Origin of the sequence: Brevundimonas sanguinis (genome assembly GCF_029636725.1) — a bacterium.
Lineage (GTDB): Bacteria > Pseudomonadota > Alphaproteobacteria > Caulobacterales > Caulobacteraceae > Brevundimonas > Brevundimonas sanguinis.
The window spans coordinates 16,941-41,719 of the sequence record NZ_CP116770.1 but is presented as its reverse complement, the minus strand read 5'-3'; the positions used below and the strand labels follow the sequence as shown (position 1 = coordinate 41,719).

21 protein-coding genes and 1 pseudogene are annotated in these 24,779 nt (G+C 69.5%); 10 read left to right on the top strand and 12 right to left on the bottom strand.

Going from position 1 to position 24,779, the window contains the following annotated elements:
• The first annotated feature begins 99 nt into the window (after positions 1-99).
• On the top strand, positions 100-720 hold the full coding sequence (locus PIB44_RS00175; RefSeq protein ID WP_025976284.1) for a DUF1134 domain-containing protein: 621 nt from the start codon (positions 100-102) through the stop codon (positions 718-720).
• 84 nt (positions 721-804) lie between these two features.
• Here the strand turns inward: PIB44_RS00175 and PIB44_RS00170 are convergent, their stop codons facing one another.
• The 4 genes from PIB44_RS00170 to glmS form a co-directional block, all read right to left on the bottom strand.
• Positions 805-1,683 (bottom strand): Rossmann-fold NAD(P)-binding domain-containing protein, encoded by an 879-nt coding sequence (locus PIB44_RS00170; protein ID WP_278070025.1) that lies wholly within the window; start codon positions 1,681-1,683, stop codon positions 805-807.
• Positions 1,684-1,697: 14 nt separating this feature from the next.
• Positions 1,698-2,930: an NAD-dependent epimerase/dehydratase family protein gene (locus PIB44_RS00165; RefSeq protein WP_278070024.1), complete on the bottom strand. Its 1,233-nt coding sequence runs from the start codon at positions 2,928-2,930 to the stop codon at positions 1,698-1,700.
• A 437-nt stretch (positions 2,931-3,367) separates the two neighbouring features.
• Entirely contained in the window at positions 3,368-4,261 is an 894-nt protein-coding gene (gene galU / locus PIB44_RS00160; protein WP_227157340.1) for a UTP--glucose-1-phosphate uridylyltransferase GalU, read from the bottom strand.
• A gap of 83 nt (positions 4,262-4,344) precedes the next feature.
• On the bottom strand, positions 4,345-6,159 hold the full coding sequence (glmS, locus tag PIB44_RS00155) for a glutamine--fructose-6-phosphate transaminase (isomerizing) (protein ID WP_278070023.1): 1,815 nt from the start codon (positions 6,157-6,159) through the stop codon (positions 4,345-4,347).
• 185 nt (positions 6,160-6,344) lie between these two features.
• Here glmS and glmM point away from each other — a divergent pair, with 185 nt between their 5' ends.
• Positions 6,345-7,694: a phosphoglucosamine mutase gene (gene glmM, locus PIB44_RS00150; RefSeq protein WP_278070022.1), complete on the top strand. Its 1,350-nt coding sequence runs from the start codon at positions 6,345-6,347 to the stop codon at positions 7,692-7,694.
• 19 nt (positions 7,695-7,713) lie between these two features.
• Here glmM and PIB44_RS00145 read toward each other — a convergent pair whose 3' ends face one another.
• The 3 genes from PIB44_RS00145 to PIB44_RS00135 all read right to left on the bottom strand — a co-directional run bounded on the left by PIB44_RS00145 (position 7,714) and on the right by PIB44_RS00135 (position 12,227).
• Positions 7,714-9,000, bottom strand: coding sequence for a cystathionine gamma-synthase family protein (locus PIB44_RS00145; protein ID WP_278070021.1), 1,287 nt, complete (start codon positions 8,998-9,000; stop codon positions 7,714-7,716).
• A gap of 119 nt (positions 9,001-9,119) precedes the next feature.
• Entirely contained in the window at positions 9,120-10,427 is a 1,308-nt protein-coding gene (locus PIB44_RS00140) for an FAD/NAD(P)-binding protein (protein WP_278070020.1), read from the bottom strand.
• Between the two features lie 300 nt (positions 10,428-10,727).
• Positions 10,728-12,227: a phosphomannomutase/phosphoglucomutase gene (locus PIB44_RS00135; protein WP_278070019.1), complete on the bottom strand. Its 1,500-nt coding sequence runs from the start codon at positions 12,225-12,227 to the stop codon at positions 10,728-10,730.
• A 208-nt stretch (positions 12,228-12,435) separates the two neighbouring features.
• On the opposite strand from PIB44_RS00135, the gene gpmA reads away from it, so the two are divergent.
• The 3 genes from gpmA (at position 12,436) to PIB44_RS00120 (ending at position 15,144) form a co-directional block, all read left to right on the top strand.
• The gene (gene gpmA / locus PIB44_RS00130) at positions 12,436-13,161 is read left to right on the top strand and encodes a 2,3-diphosphoglycerate-dependent phosphoglycerate mutase (protein WP_025977983.1); all 726 of its coding nucleotides are present in this window, start codon (positions 12,436-12,438) and stop codon (positions 13,159-13,161) included.
• Entirely contained in the window at positions 13,158-13,787 is a 630-nt protein-coding gene (gene ribD, locus PIB44_RS00125; protein WP_025977984.1) for a bifunctional diaminohydroxyphosphoribosylaminopyrimidine deaminase/5-amino-6-(5-phosphoribosylamino)uracil reductase RibD, read from the top strand. The genes gpmA and ribD overlap by 4 nt, the downstream gene beginning before the upstream one ends.
• Positions 13,788-13,872: 85 nt before the next feature.
• Positions 13,873-15,144 carry a pentapeptide repeat-containing protein gene (locus PIB44_RS00120; protein WP_278070018.1) on the top strand — a complete coding sequence of 424 codons (1,272 nt, stop codon included), beginning with the start codon at positions 13,873-13,875 and terminating at the stop codon, positions 15,142-15,144.
• A 69-nt stretch (positions 15,145-15,213) separates the two neighbouring features.
• Here the strand turns inward: PIB44_RS00120 and PIB44_RS00115 are convergent, their stop codons facing one another.
• Positions 15,214-15,705, bottom strand: coding sequence for an Hsp20 family protein (locus tag PIB44_RS00115; RefSeq protein ID WP_278070017.1), 492 nt, complete (start codon positions 15,703-15,705; stop codon positions 15,214-15,216).
• 266 nt (positions 15,706-15,971) lie between these two features.
• On the opposite strand from PIB44_RS00115, the gene PIB44_RS00110 reads away from it, so the two are divergent.
• From PIB44_RS00110 to PIB44_RS00100, 3 genes are all read left to right on the top strand, one after another.
• Positions 15,972-16,778 carry a class I SAM-dependent methyltransferase gene (locus PIB44_RS00110; protein ID WP_278070016.1) on the top strand — a complete coding sequence of 269 codons (807 nt, stop codon included), beginning with the start codon at positions 15,972-15,974 and terminating at the stop codon, positions 16,776-16,778.
• Between the two features lie 95 nt (positions 16,779-16,873).
• Positions 16,874-17,782: a class I SAM-dependent methyltransferase gene (locus tag PIB44_RS00105; protein WP_278070015.1), complete on the top strand. Its 909-nt coding sequence runs from the start codon at positions 16,874-16,876 to the stop codon at positions 17,780-17,782.
• Positions 17,779-18,810: an alpha/beta fold hydrolase gene (locus PIB44_RS00100; protein WP_025977989.1), complete on the top strand. Its 1,032-nt coding sequence runs from the start codon at positions 17,779-17,781 to the stop codon at positions 18,808-18,810. The genes PIB44_RS00105 and PIB44_RS00100 overlap by 4 nt, the downstream gene beginning before the upstream one ends.
• Positions 18,811-18,814: 4 nt before the next feature.
• Here PIB44_RS00100 and hisN read toward each other — a convergent pair whose 3' ends face one another.
• Both hisN and PIB44_RS00090 read right to left on the bottom strand, forming a co-directional pair.
• Positions 18,815-19,597 carry a histidinol-phosphatase gene (gene hisN, locus PIB44_RS00095; RefSeq protein WP_278070014.1) on the bottom strand — a complete coding sequence of 261 codons (783 nt, stop codon included), beginning with the start codon at positions 19,595-19,597 and terminating at the stop codon, positions 18,815-18,817.
• Positions 19,598-19,718: 121 nt separating this feature from the next.
• A pseudogene (locus PIB44_RS00090) lies at positions 19,719-19,934 on the bottom strand (helix-turn-helix domain-containing protein); the annotation flags it as partial.
• Between the two features lie 169 nt (positions 19,935-20,103).
• Here PIB44_RS00090 and PIB44_RS00085 point away from each other — a divergent pair.
• Positions 20,104-20,361 carry a GlsB/YeaQ/YmgE family stress response membrane protein gene (locus PIB44_RS00085; RefSeq protein WP_025977992.1) on the top strand — a complete coding sequence of 86 codons (258 nt, stop codon included), beginning with the start codon at positions 20,104-20,106 and terminating at the stop codon, positions 20,359-20,361.
• A gap of 69 nt (positions 20,362-20,430) precedes the next feature.
• Here the strand turns inward: PIB44_RS00085 and PIB44_RS00080 are convergent, their stop codons facing one another.
• On the bottom strand, positions 20,431-20,907 hold the full coding sequence (locus PIB44_RS00080; protein ID WP_253122173.1) for a superoxide dismutase: 477 nt from the start codon (positions 20,905-20,907) through the stop codon (positions 20,431-20,433).
• 160 nt (positions 20,908-21,067) lie between these two features.
• Here PIB44_RS00080 and PIB44_RS00075 point away from each other — a divergent pair, with 160 nt between their 5' ends.
• Positions 21,068-22,702, top strand: a complete 1,635-nt coding sequence (locus PIB44_RS00075; RefSeq protein ID WP_278070013.1) for a phosphatidylglycerol lysyltransferase domain-containing protein — start codon at positions 21,068-21,070, stop codon at positions 22,700-22,702.
• Between the two features lie 111 nt (positions 22,703-22,813).
• Here PIB44_RS00075 and typA read toward each other — a convergent pair whose 3' ends face one another.
• A complete protein-coding gene (gene typA / locus PIB44_RS00070) occupies positions 22,814-24,646 on the bottom strand; it encodes a translational GTPase TypA (protein ID WP_025977995.1) in 1,833 nt (610 codons plus the stop codon).
• Between the last annotated feature and the right edge of the window lie 133 nt (positions 24,647-24,779).

The window sequence follows — 24,779 nt, the reverse complement described above, 5'->3', positions numbered from 1 at the left end:
TTTGGTTAACCTTAAAGCCCCAAGGCTGCCGTAAAAGGCACGGACGGTAGGCCAAGCCCGCGACGACGGGCGGACCGTCCTTAGCCGGGAGCCTCGACCATGCACCGCCGCCAACTGATCCGCACCAGCCTCGGCCTCGCCGCCGCCGGCGCCCTGCCCGCCGGCCTGGGCGCCTGCGCCAGCCGCCCGCCGGCCGATCCCAACTATCCGATCGCCTCCGACAACAACGCCCAGGCCTATACCTTCGACGAGCTGGTCGCCGCCGGGTCGCGCGAGCTGGGCATCGCGGCCGAGGCCGTGGGCGGCGCCATCGAGCGCATCTTCGCCGAACAGGGCGACCGCCCGACCGCCTATATCGCGGGCGAAGAAGGCGCCGGCGCCGTCGTGGCCGGCCTGCGTTACGGTCGCGGTGCCCTGCACATGAAGGACCTGTCGGCCTCGCAGGAGGTGTTCTGGCAAGGCGCCTCCATCGGCTGGGACTGGGGGGGCAACGCCAGCCGGGTCTTCACCCTGGTCTACGGCCTGTATCACCCCGACATGCTCTATCGCCGCTATCCGGGCGTTGAGGGCTCGGCCTATCTGATCGCGGGTCTCGGCGTGAACTATCAGCGCGCCGACGGCATCGTCCTGGCTCCGATCCGCACCGGCGTCGGCGTGCGTCTGGGCGCCAACGTCGGCACCATGAGCTACAGCCGCCAGCGCAACATATTGCCTTTCTAAGGGACGCTATGCTCGGGTCGCGGACCCTCGCGGCTTGAGCGAAAGAGGAGGCGCGTCGATTTCGGTCGGCGCGCCTTTTGTGTGTCAGGACTGTTCCTCGGCGAGGATTGCCTCCAGCCCTTCGCGGTAGGAGGGATAGCGGGGGCGCCAGCCCAGTTCGGCCTTGGCGCGGGCGTTGGAGACGCGCTTGGAGTCCAGGTAGAAGCGGCGCATGGCCTCGCTGACTTCGGGTGCCGTCCAGTCGACTTCGGGCGGACGCGGCAGGCCCAGGCGCTCGGCGGCCCAGGCGGTGACGACGTCGGCTGAGGTCGGTTCGTCGTCGGTCAGATTGTAGACGCCGCCGGGGCGCGGTCGGGCCATGGAGGCGAACAGGCCCGAGACGATGTCGTCCACGTGAATGCGGTTGAACACCTGGCCGGGCTTTTTCACCAGGCGCGCGGTTCCGGCGCGCAGGCGGTCGATGACGCTGCGGCCGGGACCGTAGAAGCCGGGCAGGCGGAAGACCTGCAGCGTCAGCCCCATGCCCTGGGCTCCGTCCAGCCAGTCGCGCTCGACCCGCGCGCGGCGGGCGCCTTCCAGCGTGGCGGCGTTCAGCGGATCGCCCTCGAAGGCCCAGCCGCCCGCCCGGTCGCCGTAGACGGCGGTGGAGGAGGCGTAGCCGATCCAGTCGGGCCAGGCGTCGCCCGCCAGAGGCGTCAGGGCGCGCAGGGCCGGGCAGCCATGGGCGTCCGGCGGCGTGGTGATCAGCACGGCCTGCGCGGCGGCGAGCGCCGCGCCCAGGGCCGTGGCGTCGGCCGGATCGACCGGCGTCATCCCCTGCGCCGCCAGCGTCTGACGGGTGTCGGGGTCGCGCGAGGTGGCGAAGGCCCGGCCGCCGCGCCGCACGGCCTCGCGCCCCGCCGCCTGTCCCAGATAGCCGCCGCCGAAGACCAACAGGGACGGGGCGGCGGCGGGTTCGGTCATCAGGCTTCGGCTTCTCAGGCGGACAGGATGCGGACGGGGGCGGCGGCGAAGGCCGTTTCAGCCTCGTCGCGGAGGGCGTCGGCGCGGCCGGCGTTCCAGGCGGTGACGCAAGGAATCTTGCTGCGGTCGGCGCGATCGGCGTAGCGCCGGGCGATGTCGGTGACATCGGCCATCAGTCCCTCGGCCAAAGTGATGGGCTTTAGCCCCAGCTCGCGGAACTGATCGTTGGCGACGACCAGCTCGTTCTCGTCGGCCTCCTGACGCGGATTGGCGACGTTGTGGACCGGGGCGCCGGTCATGTCGGCCACCATACGGGCCAGATCGCGGACGCGCCGGCTCTCGGTCATCTGGTTGAGGATCTTGACCCGATCGCCGCGCTTGGGCGGGTTGTTCAGCGCCAGCTCGACGCAGCGCACCGTATCCTGAATGTGGATGAAGGCCCGCGTCTGGCCGCCCGAGCCGTGGACCGTCAGCGGATAGCCCAGCGCGCCCTGCATCAGGAAGCGATTGAGCACCGTGCCGTAGTCGCCGTCGTAGTCGAAGCGGTTGATCAGGCGCTCGTCCTGCTTCGTCTCCTCGGTCTGGGCGCCCCAGACGATGCCCTGGTGCAGGTCGGTGATCCGCAGGGAATCGTTCCTGGCGTAGAACTGGAACAGCAGGGCGTCCTGCGTCTTGGTCATGTGATAGATGCTGCCGGGGTTCGGCGGGAACAGGATTTCCTGCTCGGTCGGCCCGTGGTCGGTGTCGACTGTGACCTTCAGATAGCCCTCGGGGATGCGCAGGCCCGCCGTGGTGTAGCCGTAGACCCCCATGGTCCCCAGGTGGGCCAGGTGGACATCGCGGCCGCTTTCGACGATGGCGGCCAGCAGGTGGTTTGTGGCGTTCAGATTGTTGTCGACGGTGTAGATCTTGTGCCGCGCCGACTTCATCGAATAGGGGGCGGCGCGCTGTTCGGCGAAATGGACGACGCTGTCGGGCGCCCAATCCTTGATCAGGGCGACCAGGCGGTCGAACTCCTTGCCGACCGTCAGATTGACGAAATCGATGGTGCGGCCCGACACCTCCTTCCACGCGGCGATGCGCTCGCCCATGGTGCGGATCGGGGTCAGGGAGCGGATCTCCAGCTCATTGTCGATGTTGCGGCGGCTGAGGTTGTCGACGATCAACACCTCCCAGCCGCGCGCCGACAGGTGCAGGGCCGTGGGCCAGCCGCAGAAGCCGTCGCCGCCCAGAATCATCACGCGCATCGGTCGAACCTCGTTTTCAACGTCCCCTCTTGCCTAGCCGAACGCGTGAGCGGGCGAAAGCGTGGCGCGCGGGGAGCGGCTAAAGCGACGCAGGACGAAAAAACAGAGTCCAATTCGTCTGAATCGTCTGAAATCGGAGGGATTGGTCCGGCGCAAACGGGATCATGAGGCGATGGGATAATGAGGCGGACTGAACAGGGGACGCAGAGGGCGGGAACTTGAAATAAAAGAGGTTTTCAAAGCCTGACGTGCAGGCGTCGTTCGTCCTTCTCCCCTTGTGGGAGAAGGTGGGCGCCGGAGGCGCTCGGATGAGGGGTGTGAGCGCGACCTTTAGACGACGAGGCGGAACACTAGCGGTAGGTTTGCAAACGCGCCGTCGCCACCCCTCATCCGTCAGGCTTCGCCTGCCACCTTCTCCCACAAGGGGAGAAGGGAATTTACAGCAGGCCCTCAATCGCGGCGCGGGCGGCGTCGCCCAGGTCGGGGCGCTTTAGGGCCAGGGCGACGTTGGCGCGCAGCAGGCCGATCTTGTCGCCGCAGTCGTGGGTCACGCCCTCATACTCATAGGCGGTGAAGGTCTGCGACTGCATCAGCCGGGCCATGGCGTCGGTCAGCTGAATCTCGCCGCCCGCGCCGCGCTCCTGCGTCTCCAGCAGGTCGAAGATTTCCGGCTGCAGGATGTAGCGGCCCGAGATCGACATGTTCGACGGGGCCGTGCCCTGGGCGGGCTTTTCGACCATGCCCTTCATGCCGTAGCGGCGGCCGTCGTGGGAGGCGGGATCGATGATGCCGTATTTGTGGGTGTCGGCCTCGGGCACGGCCTCGACGCCGATGACGTTGCCGCCGACTTCGGCGTAGAGCTGGGCCAGCTGCTTCAGCGCGCCGGGCTGCGAATCCACGATCACGTCGGGCAGGATGACGGCGAACGGCTCCGGCCCGATGATGTCGCGGGCGCACCAAACGGCGTGGCCGAGGCCCTTGGGCTGCATCTGGCGGGTGAAGCTCATCTCGCCGGCCTGGGCCAGCTCGGCGTTCATGGTCGCCAGGATCTCGGTCTTGCCCTTGGCCAGGAGCTGGGCCTCAAGTTCGATCTGGTGGTCGAAATAGTCCTCGATCGCCTGTTTGGCGCGGCCGGTGACGAAGACGATGTGCTCGATCCCCGCCTCGCGCGCCTCTTCCACGATATAGGAGAGGATCGGCCGGTCGACGACGTTCAGCAGCTCCTTGGGCGTGGTCTTGGTGCCGGGCAGAACCCGCGTGCCGAGACCGGCCACGGGCAGGACCGCCTTGCGCAGAGGGGCTGGGCGAAGGCGGGCGGGGGAGGTCGTCATGGATCGTCCTGATCAGCCTTGGGGCGCCTGTCATAGGCGCAATTTGTGAAGCTTCCAAACGCCCCCGGGCCGATCGGGTTCGCCTATTCCACCGTCACCGACTTGGCCAGGTTGCGCGGCTGGTCGACGTCGGTGCCCTTCTGGACGGCGGTATAGTAGGCGAGCAGCTGCATCGGCACGGCGTAGACCAGGGGCGCGATCAGGGCCGGGCAGTCCGGGGCGTGGACGCGGCGGACGCCCGCGCCGTGCAGGGCCGGCGCCGTCTCGGGCGTGATCATGATGACCGGGCCGCCGCGCGCGGCGACTTCCTGCAGGTTGGAGGCGGTCTTCTCGAACAGGTCGTCCAGCGGGGCCAGGGCGACGGTCGGGGTGGCCTCGTCGATCAGGGCGATGGGGCCGTGCTTGAGCTCGCCCGCCGCATAGCCCTCGGCGTGGATGTAGCTGATCTCCTTCAGCTTCAGCGCGCCTTCCATGGCCAGCGGGAACATCGGGCCGCGCCCCAGGAACAGGACGTCGCGCGCCTTGGCCAGGTCGAGCGTCAGGGCGTGGATGCCCGCGTCCATCTGCAGGGCCTCGGCGATCAGGCGCGGGGCCTCGAACAGGGCCTTGACCAGTTCGGCCTCCTGAACGGCGTCGATCTTGCCGCGCGCCACGCCCGCCGCGACGGCCAGCGACAGCAGGGCGGCGACCTGGGCGGTGAAGGCCTTGGTCGAGGCGACGCCGATCTCGGGCCCGGCGTGGGTGGGCCACAGCACGTCCGCCTCGCGCGCCATGGAGGAGGTGTGGACGTTGACGACGGCGGCGGTCTTCATCCCCTGCGCCTTGCACCATTTCAGGCCCGCCAGGGTGTCGGCGGTCTCGCCCGACTGGCTGACGGCGACGGCGAGCGTGCCGGGCGACAGGGCCGGGTCGCGGTAGCGGAACTCAGAGGCGATCTCGACGTCGCAGGGCAGGCCGGCGTACTTCTCAAAGGCGTATCGGCCGATCTGGGCGGCGTAGAAGGCGGTGCCGCAGGCGACGATCTGGATGCGGCCCAGGGCGGCGAAGTCCACGGCCTGAACCTTGGCCTTGCCGGAGACCAGGTCCAGGTATTCCGACAGGGTGTGCTGGACGCTGTCGGGCTGTTCGTGGATCTCCTTTTCCATGAAGTGGCGGTATTCGCCCTTCTCGACCAGGGCCGAGGAGGCCGAGACCTGGACCACGGCGCGGTCAGCCGGGCGGCCCGAGGCGTCGAACATGCGCGCGCCGGTGCGGGTCACGGCGACGAAATCGCCCTCTTCCAGATAGGAGATCTTCTGGGTGAAGGGGCCGACCGCCAGGGCGTCCGAGCCCAGGTACATCTCGCCTTCGCCCCAGCCGACGACCAGGGGGCTGCCGCGACGCGCGCCCAGGATCAGCTCGTCCTCGCCCTCGATCAGCACGGCCAGGGCGTAGGCGCCGGTCAGACGGTCCAGGGTGGCCTTGAAGGCGTCCAGCGGCGCCATGCCGGCGGCCAGCTTGTGGTCCAGCAGGTGGGCGACGACCTCGGTGTCGGTCTGGCTTTCGAAGACGCGGCCCTCGGCCTCCATTTCGGCCTTCAGCTCGGCGAAGTTTTCGATGATGCCGTTGTGGACCAGGCAGACGCGCCCGGCCTTGTGCGGGTGGGCGTTGCTGGTGGTCGGCGCGCCGTGGGTGGCCCAGCGGGTGTGGCCGATGCCGACGGTTCCGGCGACCGGCTCGGCGGCCAGCACGGCCTCCAGCTCGCGGATCTTGCCCTTGGCGCGGCGGCGCTCGATGCGGCCCTCGGACTGGACGGCGATGCCGGCGGAATCGTAGCCGCGATACTCAAGCCGCTTCAGGCTGTCGATCAGGCGAGAGACGACGGGGCCGGTTCCGGTGACGCCGATGATGCCGCACATGAGGTCTGCTCCGATGGGCAGGCAGCCGCCGCTTTTTGCGCCGCGCCGCGAAATTGAGGTAAGCGAGAGGGTTCAGCCTCCGCCCTGGATCTCAGCTCTAGGAAATCGCGGGGGCGGCGACATCAAAAAATGGGTTTCGGAAGGTTTCTTTGCAAACTCCGGGGCCGCCAGCGAAGGACGGCCTCTTGGGCGAGAGAAAATACTTCGGCACCGATGGCATTCGCGGCCGGGCCAACACCCATCCGATGACGGCCGAGGTGGCCCTGCGCGTCGGCCTGGCCGCCGGGCGGCTGTTCCGCACCGACGACGACCGTCGCCATCTGGTGGTGATCGGCAAGGACACGCGCCTGTCGGGCTATATGATCGAGCCGGCGCTGGTGGCGGGCCTGGCCTCGGTCGGCATGGACGTGCGCACCTTCGGCCCCCTGCCGACGCCGGGCGTGGCGATGATGACCCGCTCGATGCGCGCGGATCTGGGCATCATGATCTCGGCCTCGCACAACGACTACGCCGACAACGGCATCAAGCTGTTCGGGCCGGACGGCTACAAGCTGTCGGACGAGATCGAGCTGAAGATCGAAGCCATGATGGACGAGGCCCTGGATCAGGACCTGGCGCCCTCGAACAAGCTGGGCCGGGTCAAGCGGATCGACGACGCGCCGCCCCGCTATATCGAAATCGCCAAACAGGCCTTCCCCAAGCGGCTGAGCCTGAAGGGCCTGCGCATCGCCATCGACTGCGCCAACGGCGCCGGCTATCGCGTGGCCCCGACGACCCTTTATGAGCTGGGCGCCGAGGTCTTCCCCGTCGGGGTGGAGCCGAACGGTCTGAACATCAACGCCGAGTGCGGCTCGACCCATCCCGAGACCGTGTCGGAAGCAGTCAAGCGCTATCGCTGCGACATCGGCATCGCCTTGGACGGCGACGCCGACCGGGTGATCATCTGCGACGAGAAGGGCCATGTGGTCGACGGCGACCAGATCATGGCTCTGATCGGTCTGGACTGGGCCAAGCGCGGGCGGCTGAACGGCAAGGGCCTCGTCGCCACCGTCATGTCCAACCTGGGACTGGAGCGCCGCCTGAAGGCCGAGGGGCTGACGCTGGAGCGCACCAAGGTCGGCGATCGCTACGTCATGGAGCGGATGCGCGAGGGCGGCTTCAACATCGGCGGCGAACAGTCGGGGCACATCATCCTGAAGGACCATGCCACGACGGGCGACGGCCTGATGGCCGCGCTGCAGGTGCTGGCCGTCCTGGTCGAGGCGGGCGCGCCGATGAGCGAGCTGGCGCGCCAGTTCGAGCCGGTTCCGCAACTGCTGCAGAACGTCCGCTACACGGCCGGCAAGCCGCTGGAGGACGAGAAGGTCAAGGCGGCGATGGCCGAGGCGGAAGCCGCCCTGAACGGCGCGGGCCGCCTGCTGGTCCGCCCCTCGGGCACGGAAAAGCTGATCCGCGTCATGGCCGAGGGCGATGACGAGGCCCTGGTCAAGCGCGTGGTCAACGAGGTCGCCGAGGCGGTGAAGGCGGCGGGCTGATCGCCCGCCGCTTGCGCCGTCAGATGGGGGACAGGGCCTGATCCAGGTCGGCCCACAGGTCCTCGACGTTCTCGATCCCGACCGACAGACGCACAAGATTGTCGCCGATGCCGCTGCGCGCCTTGGCTTCTGGCGTGTAGTCCGAATGGGTCATGCTGGAGGGGTGGGAGGCCAGGCTCTCGGCGCCGCCCAGGCTGACGGCCAGTTTGAACAGGCGAAGCGCGTTCAGCATGCGGAAGGCCTCGGTCTCGCCGCCCGGAAGCTCCAGCGAGAAGGTCGAGCCGGCGCCCTTGCACTGGGCCTCGAAGATCGCCTGCTGTTCGGGCGAGGCGTCCGGGCCGCCCGCCGTCAGGACGGCGCTGACGCGCGGATCGGCGCGCAGGCGTTCGGCCAGGATCAGGGCGGTGTCCTGCGCGCGCTCCATGCGGATGTGCAGGGTCTCCAGACTGCGCAGCAGCAGCCAGGCGGTGTGCGGGTCGGCGGTGGTGCCGCAGATGGTCCGCATCTCGCCGACGCGGGCCATGAGGTCCGCCCCGCCCATGCAGCCGCCCGCGATCAGGTCCGAGTGGCCGCCGACGTATTTGGTCAGGGAATAGAGGACGAGGTCGGCGCCGAGTTCCAGCGGGCTCTGCCACAGGGGACCCAGGAAGGTGTTGTCGACGGCGATGACCGGCGGTTCGGCCTGATCCAGCGCCTTGGCGGCGGCGACCGCGCGGGCGATGTCGACCAACTGGTTCGTCGGATTGGCGGGGGTCTCTAGATAGACGGCGGCCAGGCGTCCGCCGGTGGTCTTGGCCTGGTCGGCCGCCGCGATCATGGCCGCGGCCAGGGCGTCGGCGCCCTCGGCGGCGGGGACGCTGATCGCCTTGACGCCGTAGCGGGGCAGGATGCGGTCGAACAGGTATTCGGTGCCGCCATAGGCCGGGGCCGTATAGACGATGACGTCGCCGGGCCGCACCAGGGCCAGCATGGCGGTCGAGATCGCGGCCATGCCGCTGGAGAAGACCAGGGCCTTGTCGGCCTTGTCCCAGACGGCGAGGCGGTCTTCGAGAATTTCGAGGTTCGGGTTGTTGATGCGCGAATAGATCAGGCCCAGCGCCTCGTCCGGATCGCGCTGGCGCAGGCCATAGGCGACCTCGAAGAAACGCTTGCCGTCCTCGGCCGATTTGAAGACGAAGGTCGAGGCCTGGAACAGCGGCGCCTTGATCGCGCCCTCCGACAGGGCCGGATCATAGCCGTAGCCCATCATCAGGGTTTCGGGCGCGAGGGTGCGGTCGCCGAGGACGCGCGTGCGGTGGCGGTTCATTATTATGTTTCCTCTCCTGCGCCGGTGATAGCCGACCCGGAAAAGGCCCGCCAGACGCTAAGTCATGGAGGAGAGGCGCCGCGCCTTGGAAATTTCGACCGCAAGGCGGCCGGCGGGGATCAGGCCGTCAGGACGCGGGCGAGGGCCTCGATGCGCTGGCGGATGTCCGGCACGGCGACGGTCTCCCAGAAGGCGGCGCGGGCGGGCGGGCCGAGCATGAACGGGCCAGGATCGGCGGCGCCGTCGGCGTGGATCACGCGCCCCTCGGCGTCGAGGTCGAGGCCCAGGCCGGTGGGATCGAGGCGGGCGCGGCCCTCAGCGATCAGGGCGGCGGTCAGGGGCGCGCGGGCGGCGTCATGGCCGGGGCCGGTGCAGTCGATCAGCCAGTCGGCCGTCAGGCGCTGATCCTCGCCCTTGCGCGTGCGGATGCTCAGGGCGGGGCCATGGTCGCCCGCCTCGACCTCCTGCACGCGCCCGGCCACGACCGCCAGGCGGCCCGAGGCGATCAGGGCGTCCAGGGCGGCGGCGATCTCGGGGGCGATGCGGTGGCGGTGGACGTCCCACCAGGGCCGCAGGTGGCGCAGGAAGCGGGCGCGCTCGGCCGTCGTCGCCGTCCGCCACAGCTGGGCGGTGACGGGGCGATAGCCCTCCATGACGCGGCGCCAGCCGTGCGCGCGCGCCAGCCGCCGCGCCGAGGCCAAGCGCAGGGATAAGGCGCCTTCGAGCGCGTCGGGCGGCAGGTCGATCGGGGCGTCGTGATGGGGACCGTGGGCGCGCGGCAGCAGGCCCCGGCGCGACACCACCGTCGCCCGGCCGCGCCAGCCCTGGGCCTGGAGCGCCAGCGCCACGTCGACCATGGTCAGGCCGGAGCCGAGGATCAGGACGGAATCCTCGGCGCCGACGGCCGCCAGGGCGCCGGGCGCCCACGGATCGGCGAGGCGGCGCGGGCCTGCTCCGGGCGCGACCGGGCGCGGGGCGGGATTGCCGGTGGCCAGGACCACGGCGCGGCCCCGGATGCGGGCGCCGTCGGCGAGGATGACGGTCTCGCCGTCGATGCGGACGGCCTCGCCCTTCACACGACGGATCAGGCCGGGATGGGCGGCCTCGGCCTCGGCCAGGCGGGCCTGCACATAGAGGCCGTAGAGGCGGCGCGGGGCGAAGCCGTTCGGATCGGCGTAGGCGGGGGCGTGGAGCGCCAGCCAGTCGGTGAAGTCGGTGGGCCGGTCGGGGCGGGCGCTCATCCGCTCGGCGCGGACGTTCAGCCGGTGGTCGTCAAGCGGCGTGGAATAGGCGACGCCGGGGCCGACCTGTTCGCCGCGCTCGATCAGGACCGAGGCCTGGCCCAGTTCGGCCAGGCGTGCAGCCAGCATGGCGCCGGAGAACCCGCCGCCGACGATGACCACGGGGAGGGAAGCGGCGTCGTTCATCAGGGGAAGACGCCAGAGGCGGGCCGGAAGGTCAATCTTCCCTGCCCCACTTTGTAGGAAGTTAGACAGGCGCAGCGTTTCTCCCTCCCCGTCCCGGGGAGGGTGGTCGCGCAGCGACCGGGTGGGGAGGGCCGGGCGAGGCGGGGCTTGGCCTGTCTCGCCACCAGCCTGCCTGGCCCCCAGCGTATCTGGCCCCTGCGTCTACATCGCCTTGCCGCCCCCACCCGGCTTCGGCTTCGCCTCAGCCACCCTCCCCATGAAGGGGAGGGAGAGGCGCGGGCTTGGCCTCTGGCGGGCGGCTCAGATTTCCTGGTTGAAGGCGCCGATTTCCGGGTGGGCGGCGAGGCGCGGCTTCACTTCCTTGCGGAACAGGTCGCGCATGTCGTCGGCCGAACGCATGCTCTCGACCACCACGACCAGTTCCGGCTTGTTGGAGGAGGCGCGGACCAGCACCCAGGAGCCGTCCTCCAGGTGGACGCGCACGCCGTTGACGGTGATGGCCTCGACGATCTTGCGGCCCAGGATCGAGCCGCCGGAGGCCGCCAGGTCCTCGTACTCCTTCACGATCTTGGCCAGCACGTCATACTTCAGCTCGTCGTCGCAGTGCGGCGACATGGTCAGCGAAGTCCAGGCGTCGGGCAGGGCGGTCTTCAGTTCGCTGAGGCTCTTGCCGGGGTTGCGGTCCAGCATGGCCAGAACGGCGCCCGCCGCCACCAGGCCGTCGTCATAGCCGTGGCCCAGATCGCCCGACAGGAAGAAGTGGCCCGACTTCTCGAACCCCGCCAGGGCGCCCAGTTCAGCAGTCTTGCGCTTGATGTAGGAGTGGCCGGTCTTCCAGTAGACGGTGGTCGCGCCGTTGGCCTTGAGCACCTCGTCGGTCTTGTAGAGGCCCGTCGACTTCACATCGACGACGAAGGTCGCGTTCGGGTGGATGGCCGACAGGTCGCGGGCCAGCATCAGGCCGATCTTGTCGGCGAAGATCTCCTCGCCCGTGTCGTCGACCACGCCGCAGCGGTCGCCGTCGCCGTCGAAGCCGAGCGCGAGATCGGCGCCCGTCTCCCTCACCTTGGCCGCCATCTGCATCAGCATGGCGTGGTCTTCCGGGTTCGGATTGTATTTGGGGAAGGTGTAGTCGAGGTCGGTGTCCATCTCGATCACCTCGGCGCCCATCAGGCGCAGCACCTCGGGGGCGAAGGCCCCGGCGGTGCCGTTGCCGCAGGCGGCCACGACCTTCAGCGGGCGGGACAGCTTCACCTTGGACGCCACGTCCTTGATGTAGGTCTCGCGGAAGCCCTCGACGCGCTCCAGCCGACCGCCGGGGCGGGCGACGCCCTGGCCGTTCAGCACGATCTCCTTCAGGCGGCCCATTTCGTCAGGGCCGAAGGTCAGCGGCGCCTGGGCGCCCATCTTCACGCCGGTCCAGCCGTTCTCATTGTGGCTGGCCGTGACCATGGCGACGCAAGGGCAGTCCAGCGCGAACTGGGCGTAATAGGCCATCGGCGACAGGGCCAGGCCGATGTCCAGCACCTCCATGCCGCCTTCCAGCAGGCCCAGGATCAGCGCCTGCTTCACCGACAGGGAATAGCCGCGGAAGTCGTGGCCGACGGCGATCTTCGGCGTCTGGCCGATCTCATGGACATAGGTGGCCAGGCCCAGGCCCAGGGCCTGAATGCCCAGCAGGTTGATCTCTTTTTCCAGGATCCAGCGGGCGTCGTATTCGCGAAAGCCGGTCGGCTTGACCAGAGGCAGGGTTTCATATTCCGCAGTGTTGGGGCGGATGTCCTGACGGGGCTTTTGCATAAGTCTTCCTAGATGGTCCCGGGGGGAGCGGGGGCTGCTATTCTGCCTTGGCCTATAGCCTTCCCCCGCTTGAGAGGCCACAACGCGCGACCCTTGTTAGGGCTGCGCTTGCGGGGCGCTTATTCGCCGATGTGCGGCGAAACCTTGACCGCGCCCGCGTCGGGGGCCTAGCGAGAACCTCAAGATACGGATGCTCCCGGAGACCTTCATGACCCGCCTGATCCTGCTGCGCCACGGCCAGAGCCAATGGAACCTGGAGAACCGCTTCACCGGATGGGTCGACGTCGACCTGACGGCCGAGGGCGAGGCCCAGGCCCGGCGCGGCGGCGAGCTGATCGCGCAGGCGGGGTTCAAGCCTGCCGTCATGTTCACCTCGGTGCTGAAGCGGGCCAAGCGCACCGGCGCCCTGGCGCTGGACTCGGCGGGGTTGAAGGATGTCCCGGTGATCGAGGACTGGCGCCTGAACGAGCGCCACTACGGCGGCCTGACCGGGCTGGACAAGGCCGAGACGGCGGCCAAGCACGGCGAGGATCAGGTCAAGGTCTGGCGCCGCAGCTATGACGTGCCGCCGCCGCCGCTGGCGCCGGGCGGCGAGTTCGATTTCGACGCCGACCCCCGCTACGTCGGCAAGGAAATCCCGGACACCGAGAGCCTGAAGACGACGCTGGACCGGGTGCAGCCCTATTGGGACGCCGAGATCGCCCCGCGCCTCAAGGCGGGCGAAGACGTGCTGATCGCCGCCCATGGCAACTCCCTGCGCGCCATCGTCAAACTGCTGTTCGCCGTGCCGGACGACAGGATCGTCGACGTCGAGATCCCGACCGGCAACCCGCTGGAGATCGATCTGGACGCGGACCTGAAGCCGGTCGCCGCCCGCTATCTGGACGAGGGGCGGGCGCAGGCCCTGCCCCCAATTGCGAGAGTGATCGCGTGAGCGGGGCGGCGGACGACGCCGTCTTCATGCGGCGGGCCATTGATCTGGCCCTGAGCCGCATGGGCGAGACCTGGCCCAATCCGGCCGTCGGCTGCGTCCTGGTCAAGGACGGGGTCGTGCTGGCCGAGGCGGCGACGGCGCCGGGCGGACGTCCGCACGCCGAGGAACAGGCCGTGCCCGAGGCGGGCGAGGCCGTGAAGGGCGCGACCGCCTATGTGACGCTTGAGCCGTGCGGCGCCCGCTCGTCGGGCCGCAAATCCTGCGCCCACTTCCTGGCCGAGGCCGGGGTCGAGCGGGTGGTGATCGCGGCGCTGGACCCGTCGCCTTTCGCCTCGGGGCGGGGGACGGAACGGCTGCGCCAGTCAGGCCTGACGGTCGAGACCGGGCTGTTGTCGGATGAGGCCGCCGTCCTGTGCGAGGGCTTCCTGCACCGGCTGGAGACGGGCCGGCCTATGGTCCGCGTCAGCCTGGACGGCGCGGGCTTTGACGGGCGGTTCGCCGCCTCCGCACGCGCCGATCTGACGACCGAGCTGAACCGGTTGGGCGAGGCGGGCTACACCCGTCTTTGGACCCAAGAGGGCGACCTGGCAGCGGCCCTGCGCGAACAGGGGCTGTTGACGGAATAGGGCGGCCAGCGGCGGGGCGGAGGCGACGGAAAAACCCTTGTTTCCGCAAAGCTTCCTTAATCCGGCGTAAGCCATAAACGGCCCCATGAGCGAGGCCGTCGAACCCGTCCGCAGGAAACTGACTCAGGAAGAGGCCGACGCCGTCTGCCTGAAGCACGACCGGCTGTGGCAGGCGCGGCCGGGCGGGGCGCGGGCGGTGTTCGCCTGGACGGACCTGTCGGGCGTATCTCTGCGCGGGCGCAACCTGGCCGACGCCGACTTCACCGCCGCCTGCCTGATCGGCTGCGACCTGACCGGGGCCAAGCTGGACAACGCCAACTTCTTCGGCGCGGACATGCAGGATGCGACCCTGGTCGACGCCAGCCTGCGCCGGGCCGATCTGCGCGGGGCCTGCCTGCGCGGCGCGGACCTGTCGGGCGCGGACCTGTTCGAGGCTGACCTGCGCGAAGGGACCATCGCCGCCAAGGACGCCAAGCTTGGTTTTCGCGTGGTCGAGGCGCGCAAGCGGACCGACACCGAGGCGCAGGGCGCCGTGCTGGCCGGCGCCAATCTGCAGCGGTCGCGCATGACCGGCGTCATCGCCGTGGCCGCCGACTTCACCGACGCCATCATGAAGGACTGCAAGCTGGTCCGGGCCAACCTGAAACAGGCCAGCTTTCGCGGCGCCGATCTGGCCGGGGCGGACCTGTCGGGAGCCGACCTGTCGGGCGCGGACCTCACCGACGCCATTCTGGTGGGGGTCAAGGCGGCCATGTGGCGGACGGACGGGGCCAATATGGACGGCGCCCTGATCGACAACCGCCCGGCGGGCGAACCGGTCAGCCAGATGCCTGCGGCCGAAATGCTGCGCGAACACGCCCAGTGGTGCGAGACGGGCGGGGCAGAGGGCCAGCCTTCGGTGTTCGACGGCGTCGATCTGCGGCCGCTGGAGAGCATTCGCGGGCTGAACCTGACGGCCCTGTCGGCCAAGGGAGCGGTCTTCTACGGCCTGGACATGGAAGGGGTGCAGCTTCAGGGGGCGCAACTGGAGGGCGCCGACCTGCGCTCGGCCAATCTGCGCCGGGCGGACCTGCGCGGGGCGCGACTGACGCGGGCGCGGCTGAATGGGGCGGACCTGCGCGAGGCCCAGCTGGGGCCGTTGATGCTGACGGCGGATCGGCTGATGCCCGCCGATCTGAGCGGGGCGAACCTGCGCGGCGCGGACCTGACGGGCGCGGACATGCGCCGGGCCGTGCTGAGCGAGGCGGACCTCAGTCGCGCCATCCTGCACGGCGCCCAGACCCGACAGGCCGACTTCACCGGCGCCCAGACCGGCGGCGCGCGCGGGCTGGACCTGTCCGACTTGAACGCAGGTTAGCATCCGCTCCCACGAAAAAGGGGCGACGCGAACGCCGCCCCTTGAATGAGTCTGTCAGGGCCAGACGGCTCAGGCCGCCTTATTGGCCGCCTTATCGGCCGTGTCCTCGGCCTTGCCTTCGATCAGGGTCGAGCCGGTGGCGATCTCGATGCTGCGGGGCTTGAGAGCCTCCGGCAGTTCGCGCTTGAGCTCGATGGTCAGCAGGCCGTGGGCCAGGGCCGCGCCCTTGACCACCACATAGTCGGCCAGTTGGAAGCGGCGCTCGAAATCGCGCTCCGCCAGGCCGCGATGCAGGAAAGTCCGCTGGACGCCCTCGCTGTCGTTGGCGGCCTTCTTGCCGGTGACGGTCAGCAGGTTTTCCTTGGCCTCGATGTTCAGCTCGTCAGCCGAGAAACCGGCGACGGCGATTTCGATGCGATAGGCGTCCTCGCCGGTCGTTTCGATATTGTAGGGGGGCCAGCCGTTTTCCGGGCCGGAGCGTGCAGCGCTTTCCAACTGGCGAACCAGACGGTCGAAGCCGACGGCGGAACGGTACAGCGGCGAGAAATCATAGGTACGCATGGGTCATCCTTCTGACATTCAGCAAGGTTGAGCCGCCCGGCGGTTTGGCCCCGGACGACGGAGGGTTTCAGCCCCGGCGGTCCGCATTCGGCCCCGTCAGGTCTGGAGAGCCCGAGGATCGGCGCTCTCGGACGAAGAGGTAGGAGGCCGTTTTTCGGGCGCAAGGGGCCGCGCGAAATCGCCGCTCCGCCGCATCGACGCCTTGCGGCGGCCGCGAAGCGCCGTAAGGATTTTACCTTCATCCTTCCGAAGCGACCGGAGCCTCCATGCGAACCCTCGCCTTCATCGCCCTCGCCGGGGCCGTCCTCGGCTCCCCCGTCCCCGCGCTGGCGCAAGCCGCGCCGTCCGACGCCGCGCCCCTGCCGCGACGCGAGGGCCTGTCGATGGAGATGCCGACCCTCAGCGAGGACGCCGCGCTTCAGGCGGCCGTGGCCTCGACCAGCCGCCCTGAAGCAGACCGGGCGCGCGACGGCGAGCGCCATCCGTTCGAAACCCTGACCTTCTGGGGACTGCAGCCGGGCCTGACCGTCGTGGAGATCGAGCCGGGCCGCGCCGGGTGGTGGCGCAATATCCTGGAGCCCTATGCGGCGGCCACCGGCGGGCGCTACGTCCCGGTCAACCGTCCGACCGAGGGGATGGGCGTCGCCGATGGAACCGCCGACATGGTCGTGGTGGCCCGCGCCTTCCACAACTGGTCGCGCGACGGCCGGGCCGAGCCCTATCTGGCCGCCTTCTTCAAGGCGCTGAAGCCCGGCGGCGTGCTGGCGGTGGAGCAGCACCGCGCGGTCGAGGGGCTCAACGTCGCCGATACGGCGCCCAGCGGCTATGTGCCCGAGAGCTGGGTCATCCACGCCGCCCGCCGCGCCGGGTTCGAACTGGAGGCGCGCAGCGAGCTGAACGCCAACCCGAAGGACGACCGGGACCACCCCTTCGGCGTGTGGAGCCTGAAGCCGACGCGCACCTCGGAGCGCGACGGCCGGACGCTGACGCCCGACGAGCGCGCGGCGCTGGACGCCATCGGCGAGAGCGACCGCATGACCCTGCGCTTCCGCAAGCCCCATGCGGCCGACTGAAGCCTCTCGATGACAATGCAGTGCGTGATTTTGACCCTGGCGCAGAAGCGCCTTAAGCCCCAAGCGAAGACATTTGGCGGCAAGAGGAAGCGCGCATGACAGACCGATCGACGCGGCGATCCGTCCTGGCCGGCGCCAGCGCCCTGGCCCTGGTCGCGCCCCTGTTCGGCCTGGCCGGCTGCGGCCGCAAGGAGGCGCCGACGCCCGCCGCGCCCGAGGCGCCCAAGGGCCCGCCCGAAGGCTCGCTGGAATGGGCGGTCGCCGGTTCGTGGCGCACGGCGGACGACAAGGCGCGCGACGTCTGGCGCCACCCGATCGAGACGCTGCGCTTCTTCGGCCTGCAGCCGAAGATGACGGTCGTGGACTTCTGGCCCGGCAGCGGCTGGTACGCCGAGATCCTGGCCCCCTATCTGAACCGGGGCGGCGGGACGCTGTATCTGGCGGGCTTTGTCGAGGGACCGAACGCCGACCCGGCCCAGGTGGCGATCAACAATGCGCTGAAGGCCCGTATCCTGGGATCCAAGAAGCTGTACGGGCCGGTGCAGTTCACCGCCTTCGGGCCAGGCTCGGACCCGGTGGCTCCGGCGGGCACGGCCGATATGGTGCTGTTCATGCGCTATGTTCACGCCTGGATGGCGGCGGGGATCGCTGAAAAGGCCTTCGCCGACGCCTTCACGGCTCTGCGGCCGGGCGGGATCCTGGGCGTGGAGCAGCACCGGCTCCAGCCGGACGAGGATCAGGACCCGGCCGCCGCCAACGGCTATGTGCAGGAAGCCTTCGTGCGCCAGCTGGCCGAAGAGGCGGGCTTCGTCTTTGTCGAGGCGTCCGAGATCAACGCCAACCCGGCCGACACCAAGGACCATCCGTTCGGGGTCGAGACCCTGCCGCCGCGCCGCCTGACGGCCCCGCTGGGCCAGCCCGCCGACCCTGAGTTCGACCGCACCAAGTACGACGCCATCGGCGAAAGCGACCGTATGACCCTGAAGTTCAGGAAGCCCGAGTGAGCCGCCCCGCCGCCTTCGCCGCCCATGCGCCGCTGATGGGCGTGCCGGGCGCCGCCTGTCCGCCGGGGGGAGAGGGCGACTGGTTCCGGGGCGCCGGCGGCCTGCGTCTGCGCGCCGCCTTCTGGACGCCGTCGAGCCTGCAGGCCAAGACGCCGCGCGGGACGGTGGTGCTGAGCCCCGGCCGCACCGAGCCGATCGAGAAATATTTCGAGCTGATCGGCAACTTCCTGGCGCGCGGCTTCTGCGTCCTGGCCCACGACTGGCGGGGGCAGGGGCTGTCGGCGCGGCTGTTGCCGGATCGGCTGCGCGGCCACGCCCGGGCGGTCGAGGAGTTCCTGGACGACTACGCCCGCCTGCTGGACGCCTATGAGGCGCGCGCGCCCAAGCCCTGGATCATGGTCGGCCATTCGATGGGCGGGTGTCTGAACCTGCTGACGCTGGAGACGGGCGAGAGCCGGTTCGGCGGCGCCCTGCTGTCCAGCCCCATGCTGCGGATCAAGACCGGCAAGCGGTCGATGTGGACGGTCAAGCTGGCGGTGCGCTGGGCGCTGCGCAACGGCAAGGCGGGCGACTATGTGCTGGACGACCCCGACGACCCCTTCGACCACACGTTTGACAACGACGCCCTGACCTCGGACCGGGCGCGCTATGATCTGTGGCGACAGCAGCTTTACGCCTGTCCGCACCTGGCGCTGGGCGGGCCGACCTGGGGCTGGCTGGCCTTCGCCCTGGACGCCGGCGAGCGGGTGTTGAAGCCCAGAGCGCTGAAAGGCGTGAAGATCCCGGTCTGCGTGGTTCAGGCGGCCGAGGACGACAAGGTATGGAAGCAGACCAATCGCTGGGCGGCCCGGCGGCTGGGGCGCGGCCGTTACGTCGAGGTTCCCACGGCGAAGCATGAGGTGATCATGGAGGTCGACGAGCTGCGCGGGGTCTTCCTGCACGAGTTCGACGCCCTGGCCGACTATGTGGCGCCGGGGCCGCAAGCGGCCTCGACCTCTGCGGGCGCTCGGACGGCCGAACCCGCCTGATCGGTCAGGCTGGGGCCAGCAGGGGCAGGGCCTGATCGGACAAACGCGCGTCGCCGACCGCCAGCACGCGGCCGTCGGCCTCATGCGGGGGCTGGCCGCGCCAGTCGGTGAACCGGCCGCCCGCCGCCTCGACCAGCGGTTTGAGCGCCGACCAGTCCCAGACCTGAAGCTCGCTCTCGGCCACCAGGTCGATGCTCCCCGCCGCGACCATGGCGTAGGCGTAGCCGTCGCAGCCCAGGCGGGCCAGACGAGCCGAGGCGCGCAGCCGGTCCCAGGCGGCCCGGTCGGCGCCGGTGAAGATTTCGGGGTCGGTGGTGGCGATCAGCGCCTGATCCAGGCGCGCGCAGGCGCGGGTCCTGAGCCGGGTCTCGCTGGCGCCCTTCAGCAGGCGCGCGCCGGACGGGCCGCCGAGGAAAACTTCGCCCAGATAGGGCTGGCCGACGGCGCCGATGACGGGGGCGCCGTCCTGACGCAGGGCGATCAGGGTGGTCCACAACGGCAGGCCGGCGATGAAGGCGCGGGTGCCGTCGATGGGGTCCAGCACCCAGACGTGTTCGGCGTCGGGCCGATCCTCGCCGTACTCTTCGCCGATGACGCCGTGGTGGGGATAGCGGGCGGCGATCAGGCGGCGGATGGCGGCTTCGGCGGCGCGGTCGGCTTCGGTGACGGGGTCGAAGGCGCCGGGGACGCCCTTGTCTTCCTGCGTGAAAGCGCCCCGGAAGAAGGGCAGGGCGACGCGCGCAGCCTCACGCGACAGTTCGACGGCGAAGGATTCCAGCTCGGTCATAGGGCCCGGATACACGGTCCTGGGACGCGGGGCGAGGCTGGTGGCGCCAGGCTGGGGGCGAGCGTTAGGCGGCGTTGAGCGTCGGGTGCAGGGTCGAGGTCGGCAGAGCGGCGGGCTCGGCGGACAGGCCGTCGTAGAAATAGGTGACGGGGGTTTCCAGCGCTTCGGCCAATTCCCACAGGCGGGCGGCCGACAGGCGGTTGGCGCCGCATTCATATTTCTGGATCTGCTGGAAACGGACGCCCACCCGATCGCCCAGCTGTTGCTGCGTCAGGCCCAGAAGACGGCGACGTCGGCGCAGGCGACGACCCAGGTGCAGATCGATCTCGGCGGCCATGACCCTCTCCCCATCTTAGATGTTGTGCCGGTTCGGCACGTGGCGAGGGAGGTCTCGCAAACGGCGTGCCGGCTTCCCCTCAGCGGGGAAGGCGCACGACATGAGGCAACCGCCGCGGCGTACGCGCATTAACGGCCAAGGCAGACAGCCTTTTCAGGAAGGAAGAAACATGGGTGGATTTGGATTCATCGCCTGGATCATCATCGGCATCGTCGCCGGATGGCTGGCGGAGAAGATCATGAAGCGGGAACACGGCCTGCTGACCAATCTGATCGTCGGCGTGGTCGGCGCGCTGATCGGCGGGTTCCTGGCCAATAATCTTTTGGGCGTGGACGCGGCCGGCAATTGGATCGTCGGCATCTTGGTCGCCACGATCGGCGCCGTGGTGCTGCTGTTCCTGCTGGGCCTGGTGAAGCGACGGGCCTAACCGCCGGTCGCACCATCACGAACTGAGGGGCGGCCCGACGGGCCGCCCCTCTTATCGTGCGACAGACGCTTAGTCAGGACTGTCGGTCGGCTCATCGCCAGTCGGCTGATCGCCGGTCGGCTCGTCGCCAGTTTGCGCATCAGCCGGGGCGGCGTCCGGCGTGGCGTCCGGCGTCGGCTCGGCCGTATCCGAAGCAATCGGCGCGGCCGACTGGACATCCGAAGCGCTGGCGTCGACAACGATGTCAGCGCCGTCCTGGCGGATGCCGGCCAGCGGCACCGGGCGGACCTGGCCGTCGGCGGTGCGGACCGTCAGTTCCTGGCCGTTGGCGCCGTTCTGAACGCCGACCAGCTTGCCGATCTCGGAGCCGTCGCCGCTCTTGACGGTGGAGCCCGGGGTGAGGGTCAGGCTCTGGGGTTGAGCCGCGGCCGCCTCAGCGGGAGCCGGCTCGGGCGTCTGCGGCGTCGTGGCGTCCTGGGCGAAAGACGGGGCGGCGATGAACAGGGCGCCGGCGATGCCGGTCAGCAGGGCGGTCTTGCGGATCATGAGAAACTCCTGGAATGGCGAGCTCGGCGCTCGCGAAAAAATGAACCCGCGTGATCCAGGATGGTTTCGCCTGCCCTGAAATGACCTTTTACCGGCCGCAAACGGCCGATTCTTGCTCGATGGAGGGCGGTTGACCAAGTCTGGCGCAAAACACGACCCCTTGCGCATAACCCGGCGACTGGCCGGGTTGGCCTATGAGCTGACCCCGCAAATCTTCGCGGCGGCCACCTTTCTGCTGGGGGCGGTGATGCTGCTGACCGCGGTGACCCCCGCCTTTAACGAAAAACTCAGCGCGCTGGGCCGGTTCTATCCGCCGCTGCTGATCGACTTGTCGCACTTCGCCGCCAGCGTGACGGGCTTCGTCCTGCTGCTGATCTCGGCGGGGCTGTGGCGACGGCGGCGCGGCGCCTATTACGCGGCGCTGGCGTTCCTTCTGGTCGGGGCGGTCTTCTCGCTGCTGAGAGGGCTGGACTGGCTCCAGGCGATCGAACTGACGTTGGCGGCGGCCCTGCTGACGCCATGCCGAGCGGCCTTCAACCGCCGGTCGCGCCTGGGCGAGCCGCTGCGGCCGGGGTGGCTGCTGATGCTGGCGGCGGCGGTGGCGGCCATGATTTGGCTGGGCTTCTTCGCCTATCGCGACACCGCCTATACGGACGAGCTGTGGTGGACCTTCCTGGTCGACAAGCAGGCGTCGGGCTTCCTGCGCGCCGGGGCGGTGCTGGCGTTGCTGACCCTGGCGGTGGCCATACGCTCGCTGACGACGGCGCCGGGCGCCCGCACCCACGGCCCCGCCGCCCCGGAAGAGCTCGAACGCGCCCGGCAGGCGTTGGAGAGCGCCGAGGCGGCCGCGCCCGAGGCGGAACTGGCCCTGCTGGGCGACAAGGCTCTGCTGTTCAGTCCGTCCGGCCGCAGCTTCATCGCCTATCGCGTGCGGGGCCGTCGCTGGATCGCCATGGGCGAGCCGGCGGGCCTGGCGGCGGAACGGCTGGAACTGCTGTGGGCCTTCGCCCAGCTGGCCGACAGCTACGGCGGGGCGGCGGTCTTCTATTCGGTCGGCGAAGGGCTGCTGGCGGACCTGGCGACCCTGGGGCTGGCGGTCCGCAAGGTGGGCGAGGCCGCCGTGATCGACACCGCTCGCTTCACGACCGAGGGCAAGGGCAAGCAGAACCTGCGCACCGCCGTCAACCGCGCCGAACGCGAGGGCGCCGGTTTCGAAGTGGTCCCGCCCGGCGCGGCGCGCGGGCTGGAGCCCGAACTGCGCGCCGTGTCGGACGCCTGGCTGAGGCATCACAACGGCTCGGAAAAAACCTTTTCGCTCGGCCGGTTCGATATCGACTATCTGGACCGCCAGCCCCTGGCCCTGGTGCGCGAAAACGGCCGCATCGTCGCCTTCGCCAATCTGTTGCGCGGGGCGGGCGGCGGCGAGGTGATGATCGACCTGATGCGCTATGATCCCGACGGGCCGAACGGGGTGATGGACTATCTGTTCACGCGCACCGCGCAGTGGGCGCGCGACCAGGGGGTGGCGCGGCTGGATCTGGGCATGGCGCCCCTGTCGGGCCTCGAGGATCGGCGGACGGCCCCCGTCTTCGCCCGCGTCGGGGCCCTGGTGTTCGAGGAGGGCGGCGCCGTCTACGGCTTTCAGGGCCTGCGCGCCTACAAGGCCAAGTTCGACCCCGTCTGGCGGCCGGTATTCATCGCCGCGCCGCCCAGCACGCCCTTGCCTCTGGCCCTGTTGGACGTGGCCCTGCTGACCAGCGGCGGCTGGCGGGGGCTGTTGGGGCTGAAGCGGTAGCGCCTCCGTCATCCCGGACGCCCCGCAGCGGTGGCCGCAGGGCGATAGGCCCAAACTAAAAAAGGCGGCCCTTGCGAGCCGCCTTTCTCATTTCGACAATGTCGACGCAGATCAGTCGGCGCGGACGCGCTTCTTGCGGAAGGAGGGGTTCAGGACCTCCTTGCGCAGGCGGATCGACTTGGGCGTGACCTCGACCAGTTCGTCTTCCTCGATATAGGCGATGGCCTGCTCCAGGCTCATCTTGCGCGGCGGGGTCAGGCGCACGGCCTCGTCCTTGCCCGAGGCGCGGACGTTGGTCAGCTGCTTGCCCTTGATCGGGTTGACGTCCAGGTCGTCGGAGCGGCTGTTCTCGCCGATGATCATGCCCTGATAGGTCTTCTCGCCGGCGCCGACGAACATGACGCCGCGGTCTTCCAGGTTCCACAGGGCGAAGGCCGCCGTGTCGCCGTCCGAGTTCGACACCAGCACGCCCTTCAGGCGGCCTTCGATGGCGCCCTTGTGCGGCTCATAGTGGGAGAAGACGCGGTTCAGCACGCCCGAGCCGCGCGTGTCGGTCAGGAACTCGCCCTGATAGCCGATCAGCGAGCGCGACGGGCACTTCAGCTGGATGCGGGTCTTGCCGGCGCCCGAGGGGCCCATGTCGGTCAGCTCGGCCTTGCGGGCCGACAGCTTCTCGATGACCACGCCCGAGAACTCGTCGTCCACGTCGATGACGACGTCTTCGATCGGCTCCATGCGCTCGCCGTTCTCGCCGGTCTGATAGACCACGCGCGGCCGGCTGATCGACAGCTCGAAGCCTTCGCGGCGCATGTTCTCGATCAGCACGCCCAGCTGCAGTTCGCCGCGGCCGGCGACTTCATAGGCGTCGGAGTCCGGCGTCTGGGTGATGCGGATGGCGACGTTGGCCTCGGCTTCCTTCAGCAGGCGGTCGCGGATGACGCGCGACTGCACCTTGTCGCCTTCGCGGCCGGCCAGGGGGCTGTCGTTCACGCCCACGGTCATCGAGATGGTCGGCGGGTCGATCGGCAGGGCGTCCAGCGGGGTGTCGACGTCCAGCGCGCACAGGGTGTCGGCGACGGTGGCCTTGGACATGCCGGCGATGGCGACGATGTCGCCCGCCTCGACGCCCTCGTCGATCGGCTGGCGCTTCAGGCCGCGGAAGGCCAGCACCTTGGTGATGCGGCCCTGTTCGATGGTTTTGCCGTCACGCGACAGGGCCTTGATGGCCATCCCCGGAACCGCCTTGCCCGAGTGGATGCGGCCGGTCAGCAGGCGGCCCAGGAAGGGGTCGCTTTCGATCAGGACGTTCAGGATCTTGAACGGCTCGTTGACGCGCGCCTGGGCCTCGGGAGCCGGGACGTGGTCGACGATCAGGTCGTACAGCGGGTGCAGGTTGTCGTTCGGCTGGGCCAGGTCCAGCGTCGCCCAGCCCGAACGGCCCGAGGCGTAGATGACCGGGAAGTCCAGCTGCTCGTCCGTGGCGCCCAGGGCGGCGAACAGGTCGAAGGTCTCGTTCAGCACGCGGTCCGGGTCGGCGTGGGCGCGGTCGACCTTGTTGATGCACAGGATGGGACGCAGGCCCATCTTCAGCGCCTTGGTCAGCACGAACTTGGTCTGGGGCATGACGCCCTCTTCGGCGTCGACCAGCAGGACGCAGCCGTCCACCATGCCCAGGATGCGCTCGACCTCGCCGCCGAAGTCGGCGTGGCCGGGGGTGTCGATGATGTTGATGCGCGTCTCGCCTGCCTTGCCGTTCCACTGGATCGACGTGCATTTAGCCAGGATGGTGATGCCGCGCTCGCGCTCCTGATCGCCGGAGTCCATGACGCGCTCGGTCGTGGCCTCATTGGCGCGGAACAGGCCCGACTGGGCCAGCAGGGCGTCCACCATGGTCGTCTTGCCATGGTCGACGTGGGCGATGATAGCGACGTTACGAAGGTTCATATCGGGCTCGGGCGGACTGTGTTCGGTCACGGATAGGCCGCGCCGCTGCAAGAAGATTGCAGAAAAGGGAAGGGTTCGGGGCGCCTCTTACAGGGATGCGGGCCAAAACGCCAGTCCGGTGCGCGTTCAGCCG